The 13,502-nt window shown below is 35.1% G+C and carries 12 protein-coding genes and 1 other annotated feature; of the genes, 6 read left to right on the top strand and 6 right to left on the bottom strand.

Features of this window, described 5'->3' with window-relative positions; translation table 11 throughout:
• Positions 1-5: 5 nt before the first annotated feature.
• Complete coding sequence (gene leuS / locus G7082_RS04825; RefSeq protein WP_166034070.1) at positions 6-2,420, bottom strand: leucine--tRNA ligase; 2,415 nt, start codon at positions 2,418-2,420, stop codon at positions 6-8.
• Positions 2,421-2,476: 56 nt separating this feature from the next.
• Positions 2,477-2,682, bottom strand: a binding site (T-box leader).
• 53 nt (positions 2,683-2,735) lie between these two features.
• Complete coding sequence (locus G7082_RS04830) at positions 2,736-5,744, bottom strand: LysM peptidoglycan-binding domain-containing protein (RefSeq protein ID WP_166034071.1); 3,009 nt, start codon at positions 5,742-5,744, stop codon at positions 2,736-2,738.
• A gap of 274 nt (positions 5,745-6,018) precedes the next feature.
• Here G7082_RS04830 and G7082_RS15105 point away from each other — a divergent pair, with 274 nt between their 5' ends.
• The 6 genes from G7082_RS15105 (at position 6,019) to mnmM (ending at position 9,975) form a co-directional block, all read left to right on the top strand.
• Positions 6,019-6,201 carry an HAAS signaling domain-containing protein gene (locus G7082_RS15105; RefSeq protein WP_166034072.1) on the top strand — a complete coding sequence of 61 codons (183 nt, stop codon included), beginning with the start codon at positions 6,019-6,021 and terminating at the stop codon, positions 6,199-6,201.
• Complete coding sequence (locus G7082_RS04840) at positions 6,189-6,665, top strand: DUF1700 domain-containing protein (protein WP_166034073.1); 477 nt, start codon at positions 6,189-6,191, stop codon at positions 6,663-6,665. The genes G7082_RS15105 and G7082_RS04840 overlap by 13 nt, the downstream gene beginning before the upstream one ends.
• The gene (locus G7082_RS04845; protein WP_166034074.1) at positions 6,662-7,711 is read left to right on the top strand and encodes a DUF4097 family beta strand repeat-containing protein; all 1,050 of its coding nucleotides are present in this window, start codon (positions 6,662-6,664) and stop codon (positions 7,709-7,711) included. The genes G7082_RS04840 and G7082_RS04845 overlap by 4 nt, the downstream gene beginning before the upstream one ends.
• 80 nt (positions 7,712-7,791) lie before the next feature.
• Positions 7,792-8,445, top strand: a complete 654-nt coding sequence (locus G7082_RS04850) for a phosphatase PAP2 family protein (protein ID WP_166034075.1) — start codon at positions 7,792-7,794, stop codon at positions 8,443-8,445.
• Positions 8,446-8,450: 5 nt separating this feature from the next.
• Positions 8,451-9,416: a tRNA modification radical SAM protein MnmL/YtqA gene (gene mnmL / locus G7082_RS04855; RefSeq protein WP_166034076.1), complete on the top strand. Its 966-nt coding sequence runs from the start codon at positions 8,451-8,453 to the stop codon at positions 9,414-9,416.
• Positions 9,409-9,975: a tRNA 5-(aminomethyl)-2-thiouridylate-methyltransferase MnmM gene (mnmM, locus tag G7082_RS04860; protein WP_166034077.1), complete on the top strand. Its 567-nt coding sequence runs from the start codon at positions 9,409-9,411 to the stop codon at positions 9,973-9,975. The genes mnmL and mnmM overlap by 8 nt, the downstream gene beginning before the upstream one ends.
• A gap of 66 nt (positions 9,976-10,041) precedes the next feature.
• Here the strand turns inward: mnmM and G7082_RS04865 are convergent, their stop codons facing one another.
• From G7082_RS04865 to G7082_RS04880, 4 genes are all read right to left on the bottom strand, one after another.
• A complete protein-coding gene (locus tag G7082_RS04865; protein ID WP_166034078.1) occupies positions 10,042-10,584 on the bottom strand; it encodes a winged helix-turn-helix transcriptional regulator in 543 nt (180 codons plus the stop codon).
• 39 nt (positions 10,585-10,623) lie between these two features.
• Positions 10,624-11,112: a hypothetical protein gene (locus G7082_RS04870; RefSeq protein WP_476718524.1), complete on the bottom strand. Its 489-nt coding sequence runs from the start codon at positions 11,110-11,112 to the stop codon at positions 10,624-10,626.
• Positions 11,113-11,683: 571 nt separating this feature from the next.
• The gene (locus G7082_RS04875; protein WP_166034080.1) at positions 11,684-12,790 is read right to left on the bottom strand and encodes a sensor histidine kinase; all 1,107 of its coding nucleotides are present in this window, start codon (positions 12,788-12,790) and stop codon (positions 11,684-11,686) included.
• Positions 12,783-13,475, bottom strand: a complete 693-nt coding sequence (locus G7082_RS04880; protein WP_166036022.1) for a response regulator transcription factor — start codon at positions 13,473-13,475, stop codon at positions 12,783-12,785. The genes G7082_RS04875 and G7082_RS04880 overlap by 8 nt, the downstream gene beginning before the upstream one ends.
• Positions 13,476-13,502: the final 27 nt, after the last annotated feature.

The raw sequence follows: 13,502 nt of genomic DNA on the forward strand, positions 1-13,502 counted from the left end.
TTAAGTTAGTTAGCGACAATGTTTACTAATTTGTTTGGAACTGCGATGACTTTACGGATCGTTTTGCCTTCAATGTTCGCTTTTACTTGCTCATTATTCATAGCTACTGTTTCTAATTCTTCCTTAGATAAGTCACGAGCTACGACTACTTTTGCTTTCACTTTGCCGTTAACTTGGAAGATAACTTCAAGTTCATCTTCGACTAATTCTTTTTCATCGTATTCTGGCCATGCTGCATAGCTGATACTTTCTTTATGACCCATTCTTGCCCATAACTCTTCTGAAACAAATGGTGTGATTGGTGCTAATAATTGTAAGAAGCCATTCATGTATTCAACTGGTAACGCTTCTGCTTTATACGCTTCGTTCACAAAAATCATTAATTGAGAAATCGCTGTATTAAAGTGAAGTTGCTCAATATCTTCTGTCACTTTTTTAACAGTTTGGTGATAAACTTTCGTTAATTGTCCATCATTGTGAGTCGTGATACGGTCACGTAATACAGCATTATCATCAATGTATAAGCGCCAAACACGGTCTAAGAATTTACGACTTCCTTCAAGTCCTTTTTCGCTCCAAGCAACAGAGGCATCAAGAGGTCCCATAAACATTTCGTAAAGTCTTAACGTATCCGCACCAAATTCATTCACTACATCATCAGGATTAACCACGTTTCCTTTTGATTTAGACATTTTTTCATTTCCTTCACCTAAAATCATTCCTTGGTTATAAAGCGTTTGGAATGGCTCTTTGGTTGTCACCACATTAATGTCATATAAGAATTTATGCCAGAAACGAGCATACAATAAGTGAAGAACCGCGTGCTCTGCTCCACCTAAGTAAACGTCCACTGGTAACCATTCTTTTAATTTTTCTGGGTCTGCTAACATTTCCGTATTGTGTGGGTCGATAAAACGTAAGTAATACCATGAACTTCCCGCCCATTGTGGCATTGTGTTTGTTTCACGACGACCTTTCATACCTGTTTTTTCATCAACAACATTGATCCAGTCTTCCATATTAGCCAGTGGTGATTCTCCTGTTCCACTTGGTTTAATATCTGTTGCTTTTGGTAAAACAAGTGGTAATTCAGACTCCGAAACAGCCGTCATTGAACCATCTTCCCAATGGATAATTGGAATTGGCTCACCCCAATAACGTTGACGAGAGAATAACCAGTCACGCAAACGGTAACTTGTTTCTTTCTTCCCAACTTCTTCTTTTTCTAACCATGCTAACATTTTTTCGATGGCATCTTCTTTGTTTAAACCATCTAAAAAGTCTGAATTAATATGTAGTCCATCTTCAGTAAATGGCGCTTCTTCAACATTGCCACCTTCTAGAACAGCAATAATATCTAAATTAAATTCTTTGGCAAATTCATAGTCGCGATCATCATGAGCAGGAACAGCCATAATAGCCCCTGTTCCGTAAGTTGATAACACGTAATCAGCAATCCAAATCGGCATTTCTTTCCCATTAACAGGGTTAACAGCATAAGCACCAGTAAAGACACCTGTTTTTTCTTTTGATAACTCTGTACGGTCTAAATCAGATTTTTTACCTGCTTCTGTAATATACGCATCAATCGCTGCTTTTTGCTCAGGTGCTGCAATTTCCTGTACTAAATCTAATTCAGGGGCAAGAACGGCATAGGTTGCACCAAATAATGTGTCAGGGCGTGTTGTAAATACCGTGAATTCTTTATCTGTATCTTTGATTTTAAAGGTTACATTCGCACCTTCTGAACGACCAATCCAGTTGCGTTGCATGTCTTTAACACTTTCTGGCCAATCAATTAACTCTAAATCATCCACTAAACGATCTGCATAAGCCGTAATTTTAAGCATCCATTGTTTCATTGGTTTACGGAAAACAGGATGTCCCCCACGTTCTGATTTACCATCGATGACTTCTTCATTGGCTAAAACAGTTCCAAGTGCTGGACACCAGTTAACAGCAACTTCTGCTTCATAAGCCAAACCTTTTTCGAATAATTTAGTGAAAATCCATTGTGTCCATTTGTAATAGTTAGGATCAGTTGTATTCACTTCACGGTCCCAATCAAAACTGAAACCTAATGAATTTAATTGACGTTTAAACGTTTGGATATTTTTTTCTGTAAACTCTGCCGGATCATTTCCTGTATCTAAAGCATATTGCTCAGCTGGTAAACCAAAAGCGTCCCATCCCATTGGGTGTAAAACGTTGAAGCCTTTTGAACGTTTGAAACGAGCTAAAACATCTGTTGATGTGTATCCTTTAGGATGTCCTACGTGAAGTCCTTGACCAGATGGGTATGGAAACATATCAAGTGCGTAGAATTTTTCCTTATCTGAGTTGTCCTCTGTTTTAAACGTTTGATCTTTTGCCCAATGTTTTTGCCACTTTTTCTCAATCTCAATATGATTGTATGCCATGTTTCTTCCTCCTAAAATATAATAAAAAAAGCCCTATAAAAGCCTAAAATCAGCTTTTATAGGACGTTGATATCTAACGTGGTACCACCTATTTTTATGTTACACAAAACGTAACATCTCTAATCATGATAACGGGCTGATCCCGGCTTATAATAAGCAAAACTCAGAGCTAAGTTCAGGTTTCTTAAGCTTTATGTGCTTACACCAACCGCACACTCTCTAAAAAAGTTTCCACCTTACTACTTCTCGTCAACGTTCTTAATATTAAACTCATGATAACAGAATCATTTTTACTTGGCAACTAAATCAGGTGACTTAGCCGACTCTTAAATTTTGACCCTTATAGATTACATCACTTGATAATTTGTTCCATGATTTAATTTGAGACACACTTGTGTTGTATTCTTTAGATAATGACCATAGTGAATCCCCAGATTTAACTTCGTGACGTTTCGTTTTGTTTGTTGATTGACGTTTTGCCACTTTCGTTGTTCCTGGAATTTTTAATGTTTGACCCACATAGATTAAATCACTGGTTAAGCCATTGACTACTTTTAAATCATTCACACTCACATTGTATTTAAGAGCGATTTGATATAAAGAATCCCCTCTTTGAACTGTATGAGTTGACGCATTCGTATTAGTCGTTGTCCCAGGTTTTGCTGTTTGATTCGTATTACCTGATGATTGACCATTAATGGCTAATTTTTGACCCACATAAATCATATCACTTGTTAGGTTATTCCATTTTTTAATGTCATTACTGCTGACACCATAACGTAACCCAATGCCGTATAATGTATCCCCACGTTGTACTGTATGAGTTTTACTTCCAGTTGGTGTGGTTGGTTTTGGCTTATTAGTATTACTATTATTATTATTGTTGTTGGTTGTTGTTGATTTTTGTGAATTAACGTTAAGTTTTTGACCCACATAGATTGTATCACTCGATAAGTTATTCCATGATTTTATCTGTGCCACACTCACACCGTATTGTAAGCTAATACCATAAAGCGTGTCGCCACGTTTCACCGTATGGGTTTTGGCATTGCTTGAATTATTATTGTTGTTATTTGTTGGCGTTGTGGGTTTTGGTGGATTCGTTGTATTTCCGCCACCATTTTTTACTTTTAATTTTTGACCCACATAAATCGTGTCACTTGTTAAGTTGTTCCATGATTTAATCTGTGCCACACTCACATTATGTTTCAACGCAATACCGTATAATGTGTCGCCACTTCTTACTGTGTAAGTACTTGCGCTATTATTTGTATTACCATTATCCGTTGGTTTTGTCGGTGTTGTAGGTTTCGGTGGGTTCGTTGTACTTCCGCCACCACTCTTAACTTTTAATTTTTGGCCCACATAAATCGTGTCACTTGATAAGTTGTTCCATGATTTTATTTGCGCCACACTCACATTATGTTTCAATGCAATACCGTATAATGTGTCACCACTTTTTACAGTGTATGTGCTAACGTTATTTGTGTTGTTATTATTATCTGTTGGTTTCGTTGGTGTTACTGGTTTTGGTGGGTTCGTTGTACCGCCTCCACCATTTTTTACTTTTAATTTTTGACCCACATAAATCGTGTCACTTGATAAATTGTTCCATGATTTAATCTGCGCCACACTCACACCATACTGCATGCTAATGCCGTATAATGTATCCCCACTTTTTACAGTGTGTGTGCTGGCATTATTTGTATTATTGTTACTATTATTATTTGAGTTATTGTTATTACCGTTGTTGTTGTTTGATCCTGAATTATTACCACCATTACCGCTACCTGGTGAATCATATTGCGTTAAATTGTGAGTCACAATTAAGTTGTTTAATTTATTGTTATAATTTGGATCTGTTGCATAACGTCCCGTTAACCACTGTGTCGCATCTCGGTAAGAATTTGTTCTTGATTTCCACGCACCAGAATAGAAATAAACACCTGGATAGAATGATGTTGTTTTTAACACACGAGCGTTATCCTCAAAAGATTCACGGTAAGATGGGTATTTTCTAAACTGGGCATTAATAATCACGTTTTGACCATCAAAATGCTCCCATGTCTGCATATTAACAGACTGCCCGTTATAACTTCCTTTAACCCCAAACAAGTTATGGTTTGGTGGTGAAGATAAAGTACTTGAGCCGTAACCACTTTCTAAGATCGCTTGAGCTATCATAACTGAAGCATATAAATCATTCGCTCCCGCCACTTGTTGGGCATGATAAGCGGTATCTTCAATAAATTGCGCTTGAGGTGTAGCAGCTCTTGTTGTAAATGATGCTGGTTTTGGTGGTGCAATTGGTTCAACCGGACCATTCATCATTGGGGCAGCGGCTCTTGCCATTGCTGGTTGTTCTTTTTCTGCTTTTGGTTCTTCTTTTTTCACTTCTTTTTCTTTTGACTCTGTCTCACTCGTTGATTCCGTTGTGCTTGATGTTTCTGTTGTTGATGAGCTTTCAGATGTTTTTGTTTCTGTCGTTTCTTTACTTTCTTCTATTGAAGTCGTTGTACTTTCTGATGTTGATGACGATGTTTCAGTAGTAGAAGGTTTTGTTTCTTCTTTAGTTGTTTCGGTTTCTTTAGAAGAGCTCTCTGTTGTTGATTCTGACGTTTCTTTTTCAGAAGACGTTGTTTCTATTTCTTTACTCGTTTCAGTTGTACTTTCTTTGGTTGACTCAGTTTCTTTTGAAGTACTTTGAACAACCTCTTCTTGAGTCGTTTCAGTTACTTCCTCTATTTTTCGTTCAGTTAAGACATGTTTAGAGATCATACTTTGACCAATTGATGAAGTCACAATTTGTTCAGTTAAATCAAACTTTTTAAACGTCACAGGAACCACTAATTTCGCCTGTGTAAAACCACCTTTAGAAAAAGTTAATTTCACTTGATTCAACGCTTCATCATAGGTATAACTACCAACAACATTCCCTGTTTCATCTTTAATTTGGTTTTTCGTTTCATCCCACACTAAACTAACATTAGGTGATATTTTGATGGTTGTTTCTAAGTTTTCAGTACGTAACGCATTTAAAGTCATCTCTAAATCTAACTGATTGGCTTCTTCGGTTACTTTATCTAAAGATTCAATTTTATTTATTGTCATTGCTTCTGCTTGAGAAGTTTCTTTTAGTTCAGATTCTTGCGTTACTTTTTCTGATGATTCAGTCGTTGAATCCTTTGCAGCATCCGCATAAGCTTTCGTTGTCATTCCTGGTATTAGGACAGATGAAGAAATCATCATTGTTGCACCAAAAAGTGAAACGTTTTTAAGAACTGGTTGTTTAGTTAATAGATCTTTTTTTTCATTCTTTTTCATTTATATTTCTCATCCTTTATCAGTAAATTAAAAAAATCACTCGTTTTTTTAAACGGGATTTTCTATAGATACTACCATTAAAACATCTCGAGAAATAGATAGCAAGGGATTCTACTAGCTAGTAATAATTTGTAATCTCTCCGACATACAACTATTTTTAAATTTCATAAAATTTAAGCTCATACTTTAGCCCGATTTTCGTCTAAGTGCCTTGTTATCAGCTTATTTAGAAGGTATATTTAACTTAATAAAACATTCAAGGAAGGACACTATCATGAACAAAGAGCATTTTTTAATCGAATTAAAATTACATCTACGCCAACTCTCTTTAACAGATCAACAAGCGATTCTTCAAAAATACGAAGACTTATTTGCTGAAAAAATCGCAGAAGGCTTATCTGAATATCAAATTACCAAAGAACTCGCTTCCCTAAAGAGATTGCTATGTCAATTTTAAAAGAATTTAATTTGGAATTAGACTCTCCTAATGCTCATGGTAATGATTGGTTAGAATTTTCAACAGAAGAAAACTACCAACAAGACAATGATCATCCTTATTATCATGAACCACAAATCCAGCGTTCTCATGATTCTGGCTTTATTCGCTTTTTCCAAATTGCAGGAATCATCTTTTTAAACCTTTTCTTTATGTTTTGGCTCATGTTTGGGTGGGGACTTGTTCTCTTTATCGGTTGGGCCTTAACAATTTGCTTCATTGGTAGTCCTGTTATTGGTATCTTCTCTATTTTGGCAGCCGTTAATGCTTTTGGGTTCTTCCAACTTTCTATTTCATTAATTTTATGTGGAGTTGGACTAATCGGCGGACTCATCATGTTCCCATTCACTAAAATAAGTTTTAATCTACTTAAAACTTATTTAAAATGGAACCTACAAGTCTTGAGAGGAGAACGTGCACTATGAAAAAATTTAAAATTGGCGTCTTAGTATTTGCCGTTCTCTTGGTCATTGGCGGAGGAGCTTCAAGTATTGTTTTCTATCAAAAGCTTGAAGCGGAACGAGAGGCAAGCGAAGTTAATAAAAAATTCAAATATGACGGTTCTGACGAACTTGTTTTGGAGATAAAAAATGGAGCAATGGTCTATCTATCACCTTCTCAAGATGACTATGTGCATATGAATAAACAAGGATTAACATTTAGTAATAATAAAAGCGAAGCTACTAATTGGGACATTCAAAAAAAAGACAAGCAAACTGTTGTCACAATTGAGAACAAAAGCCAAAAGAAAAAAGTCCAACCCACAGTTTTTTCTTTCAATGATATTTCCGATGACAGTATTTCTCTTAGATTACCTGAAAAATACAAGAAAATTATTATTAGAGGAGAGAAAGTCGACGTCAATGTGGACAGTCTCTCATTAACTCAGTTAGAAATTCAGACCACTCGTGGTTCGACAAATGTGAACAACGTTTCAGCACAATCTCTGATTGCTAATGGTCATCACGGAGATATCTATGTCTCTGACGCTAAAATCGAGAAAAATATGGCCTTGAATACAACAAGTGGTAATATCTCTACGGCTGATTCTGTTTTTACTGATTTGGAGATGAAAGTCAAAAATGGCGATACGTTTACTGCCAATACTAAGGGGAACGTGACCATTGAAAATCAAAATGGTCATTCTGACATTAACCACACAAAAGGAACTGTTTCGGTAAACAATAAAAACGGGGATATTTTCTATCATTCAAATAACATTACTCATGACACAACCTTAGAAACGACCCACGGAAACATCCAAATGGAGATGGATAAACCGTCTTACAACAAAAATAAAATGGATTTAAAAACAGAATATGGTTCACTTTCAATTTTTAATAAAAATTTATCATCTGAAACAAACTTCTCAAGTAACAAGGGGGATTCCCTAATTAAAGCTATTTCTAAGAACGGTGACATCACTGTTAGTGAGCTAGATCCAGACGATACACAGTATGACTATCATTAATCGATAAAAATCGTGCTATAATAACCAGAGCCCTGAACAAAGGGCTCTTTATTTTATTTTTAATTAACGGAGGATTATTTATGACAAAAAACAAACAACTATATTGGCAATATGCAGGCAGTTTATTTTTATTACTTTTTGCAGCCATCGCTTATTTTGTAAAAGTAAACGAAGCAATCTTATCAAGTATCGACAACCCGATTATCCACTTAGTAAGAGGAAATTTAACAGAAGGCAAAACCTTATTCTTTTCGTATATCACTAAATTCGGCAACACAGTCACTATTGTTCTCTTAACAGGTATTGCCTTTTTACTACTTTTTAAATTTAAAGAGAAGATAGCTGCTTACTGGTTGCTAATAAATATTGTTTTAATTCAAGGAGCTGGTAATGTGCTCTTGAAACTTTTCTTTAACCGTGACCGTCCTTCAGTGGAACATTTAGTCGAAGCTTCTGGAAAAAGTTTCCCTAGTGGTCACTCTTCTGGTAGTATGCTTTTCTTTGGTACTATGATTTTTCTAATGCCTAAATTAATTGATAATAAAAAAATTCGCTTAGCGATTCAAGTCTTACTTGGATTTCTGATTTTAATGATCGGGACAAGTCGAATTTATGTGGGTGTGCATTACCCTACTGATGTGATTGGAGGCTTTTTAATCGGATTAAGCTGGTTATGCCTCTCTTATCCTTATTTCAAAAAATATGATTTTAAACAACAGTTTGAAGGGAAGTAAATAGAATGTTTTCATTCAAAAAAGGAGATTCTAAACGTTACTATACTTGGAACGATGCTCTAAGAGAAACGTTTGATGAAAAAATTTTTAAGGTACCTATTGACGGGGGGTTCGACTGTCCAAATCGTGATGGGACAGTCGCTCATGGGGGTTGTACATTTTGTAGTGTGTCTGGTTCTGGAGATATGATTGTGGCTCCAAGTGATCCATTACCGATTCAATTTCGAAAAGAAGTCGATCAGATGCATAAAAAATGGCCCAATACGAAGCAATATATTGTTTATTTCCAAAATTTTACCAACACACATGCCCCACTAGAAGTCATTAAACATCGCTTTGAACAAGTTGTTAACGAAGAGGGCGTTGTTGGTTTATCCATTGGAACACGGCCTGATTGTTTGCCCGATGATGTGATTGAATACTTGGCTGAATTGAATCAGCGGCTTTATTTATGGGTGGAGCTGGGACTTCAAACAACCTATGAAGAAACCAGTGACATGATTAACCGCGCCCATGATTACCAGACCTATTTAGATGCTGTGGCGAAGTTACGTCAACACAATATCAATGTGTGTACTCACTTGATTAACGGCTTGCCTGGTGAATCTTACGAGATGATGATGGAGAATGTGAGACGTTGTGTGACAGATTCTGATATTCAAGGAATTAAAATCCACCTTCTTCATTTAATGACCAACACAAAAATGGAGAAAGACTATTTGGAAGGCAGATTGCAGCTTTTAACCCAAGAAGAATATACGAACCTCATTTGTGATCAACTAGAGATTATTCCAAATGATATCATTATCCACCGACTCACAGGTGACGCCCCTCGTGACACGATTATTGGTCCAATGTGGAGTTTAAAGAAATGGGAAGTCTTGAATGGTTTTGATACCGAATTAAGACGACGTGGCACCTATCAAGGGATTTATGCTAATGGTGAAAAAGGAGAGATTATTCATGCTTAAAACGTCATTGCGTTACAGTCACGAATTGTTGGAAGCCGTTATTGAAGAGGGCGATATTGTTGTGGACGCTACCATGGGAAATGGAAATGATACTCTTTTTCTTGCCGAACGCGTAGGAAAAAAAGGGCATGTCTACGGATTCGATGTTCAAGAACAAGCACTAGCTAACACAACTAAGCGCTTAGAGGAAAATGATTGCCTAGAACAAGCTACGCTACTCCTTCAAGGACATGAAACAGTTGGATCGATTCTTTTAGATAAAACGATCAAAGCAGCTGTTTTTAATCTAGGTTACTTACCAAAAAGTGATAAACACGTTGTCACACACGAAGCAACCACTATCACTGCATTAATTGCCCTATTGGATCGTTTAGAGGAAAAGGGACGAATTATCTTAGTCATTTACGATGGTCATGATGAGGGCAAAATCGAGAAAAAAGAAGTTCTTTCCTTTGTTTCAGAGCTTCCACAAGAAAAATTTAGTGTCTTAAATTATCAATTTATCAACCAACGAAATAACCCACCTTCATTAATTTGTATTGAGAGAAAAAAAGACTGACAAATTTGTCAGTCTTTTTCTATTTGTGCGAATATCACGCTAATGTAATCTGAAACAAAAAACATTTTATCCGCATTCTTCTTTTTTTATATATTTATAAACAGTTCCAAGTGACACGCCACTTATTTCTGATATTTCTCTATACGTTAGATGTTTGTTGCTTCTTAGATATCTTAATTCTTCTACTAAATTCGTGTCAATTCCTGGTCGACCATGTTTTAAGCCTAATTCTTGGCGCTTCTTGATTTGAGAACGATTGACGCTACTATAAACATCTCTTCTTCCACTTAAACACCCAGTTAAAATTTCATAAAAACAAGCATGCTCACTCTCTGCTGTATCAAAACGAGGGTAAATTGAAATTAACCGGATTGAACGCTCTTGAAAAATCTTAATGGTTTCTTCCAATTGAGATAAACTATACGTTAATGCTGCAAAATCTTCCACAATAAAAATGTCATCTGTCGTTAACTTTGGGAGTACATTTTTCAAATTGACCGATTCATCTGCCTGATCAAAAATCAGAGAATCCACCTCGTATGCATCAAAAAATTCCTTATCGTAATGAAGTAATTGCCCGTCCAATATTTTTAAATAACCGTATTTCATATTTCTCCTCCTTAATATTAATACTTTCCAGTTGCTTAGCTACCACTTAAATTCATAAAACTTTATGGGCTGACCTTTCCCGTCCCCTCTGATTGCATTCATTTCAAAAGAATCAAAATACAGAGAAAGCTCCTGCCTAATAGGTTGAATAACTCGTTTATTAAAATTTGTCTGCGTCAATAAACTATCTGACACGAAAAAAAGTGTTAATAAATCTGCCTTTTTCAAGATGATTTGACCGTGTTCACCTATTTTTTTTAAATGAATATAAACTTTTTTAGCGTAATAAGATTTTATCTGGATTAGTTCAGATAAATCTTTTGTTGTAAAATGCCACTGTAAAAAAGTTTTTTCTAAAATATAGCTGTACTCTTCTGATACAAATATTTCCAGTTGTACATTATTTGCCAAAAATTGTTGGAATATAGGAATAATTTTTATTTGCTCTTTGTCATTTTCAATATAGGAAAGATTAGTAAATTTTAGGGCTAACGTTCTAAATTTTTTGAGACACATTTTGTCATCCATCGTGTCCAGTCCCAAAATCTGTTTAAATTCTTCTATTGTGTAGACTATTTTGTAATTCCTATCCTTTTTAAATGTTTCAGTTATCTGGCAAAAAAAATCTAACTCTTCATATGTCCACTGTTTCATCACAACTGTATTAAAGTATCCGTTTGCTATATTAGGTCAACCCCTTATATTTTTTTAGACCCTTTTTTAAACAAATGATTAAAATAAAAAGACTACTTCTCAATTTTTCAATTAACCAACAGAATAAGCTTGAGATATGCTTCTTTTTATATGGTACAAAACTCACTTTTGTTTGGCTTTGGGTCGCTGACAAAAAAATTAAAACACAATTTAGTTTTCTTCGCAACTAATTGAAACTAATTCTCACTATTTTAAATAAATTTATAAAATCTCTAATTTCCAAAAAGTTATCGACGATAAAAGTTATAACCTACTCTATTTAATTAATCGGTAACATTTTCTTTTTTTTAATATTATTTACAAATTTATGAAAAAATTCTAATTTAAAAAGGCTAACTCTCTTGAGCTAACCTTTTTGTTTCCATAATTTGTGAAATTCTAATTTTTATTCTCTTTCTTGAGGGAAATGTAGGATAAATGTTGTACATCCTTTATCGCTCATTGCTGAAATCTCCCCATGGTGAGCTTCTATAATTTCTTTAGCAATAGCAAGGCCTAATCCTGCTCCCCCACTATTACTAGATCTTGCACTATCTAATCGGTAAAATTTATCAAAGATAACCTCTAATTTTTCAGGTGGAATCGTCTGACCTTCGTTTGTAATAGTGATCTCTAATTGATTCTTATTTGATGAAACGTCTAAATGAATCTTACTTCCTTCAAATCCATACGCTGAAGCATTTTTAAGTAGATTATTGAAAACACGGACTAATTTTGTTGAATCACCATCCACTAAACAGCTATCAGAAATCTTCATCTCCAACATCTGATCTTTTTTCTTAAGAATAGGATAAAACTCTTCATTTAGTTGTTGCAGTAAAAGAGTTAAATCAAATTTAGAGTAATCCAAGACAATATTTTGAAAGTTAAATCTCGTGATGTCAAAAAATTCATCAATCAAATACTCTAATCGGTACGCTTTATCTAAGGCAATTCCTAAATATTTAGCTCGTGTTTCTGTGGATATTTCAGGTGAATCTATGAGTAAATTTAAGTAACCTATGACAGACGCAAGAGGCGTTCGTAAATCATGAGCTAAGAACGTCACCAAATCCTTTGTTCTCTGAGTTTCTTGCATTAAGGCATCTTGATTTTTTTGATTCGTTAGTTTTATTTTTTCTAATTCGTTTTGAATTTCTCTGTATTCTAAATCTAAGGTAGGCAAATCTTCTGGTTCAAGAGATTGTTGCAACAATCCGACAATATATCGGCGGTCTTTTTTTAGTAAATATTGGCTAATCCAATACGTCAATCCACCTACAATGACAATCGCAAAAATCGCAATAGAAATCACAAATGATTTAAACTTCAACCAATTGACCTGACTCACTTCACCACTGGGACTATTGGAAAAAATAATAAACGCATCACTAATTACCCGACCAAAACCTTTACCAATAAATGTTTGAGTGGCCATGACATAAAGAATAATCGCGCAAACAACAACAATTGATAAACTCTTAAAAAAAGAATTCCTAGCTTGTTTAGTCAATTTTATAACCTACTCCCCAAACTGTCTTGATGTACTTTGGTTTTTCCACGGCATCTTTCATTTTTTCTCTTAAATGTCTAATGTGAACCATGATCGTGTTGTTAGAGGCCGTATAATATTTTTCTTGCCAAACTGCTTCAAAAATAGCTTCTGAATCTAGAGCGACACCTTGGTTTTCCATTAATAATTGCAAGATGCTATATTCTTTTGGTGTAAGCTCCACAACTTCCTCATTTAATGTTACTAACCGTTTATCAAGATTCATTTCTAAGGCTTTATTCGTTAATATTCGACTAACTTTTTCTTGATTTTGATTGTACTGGTTAAAACGTCTCAGTTGTGCTTTCACCCTAGCAACCACTTCTAAAGGTTTGAATGGTTTAGTAATATAATCATCTGCTCCAAAAGAAAGGCCTGTGATTTTATCGATTTCATCATCTTTTGCCGTCAACATAATCACAGGATAATTTTGATTTTCACGAATCAATTGGAGGAGCTCCAAACCATCCACGTGAGGCAACATAATATCTAATAATGCCAGATCAAATGTATCGTTCATAATTTTTTCTTTGGCTTCCAAACCATCAAAACAAACATCCACATTAAATCCTTCATTTTTTAAATACAGTTCCACTAACTTAGCAATCTCTTCTTCATCTTCCACCAGTAATATTTTTTTCGACACCATACCTCCACGTCCTTTCTGATGTTT

The organism is Vagococcus hydrophili, from assembly GCF_011304195.1.
GTDB lineage: Bacteria > Bacillota > Bacilli > Lactobacillales > Vagococcaceae > Vagococcus > Vagococcus hydrophili.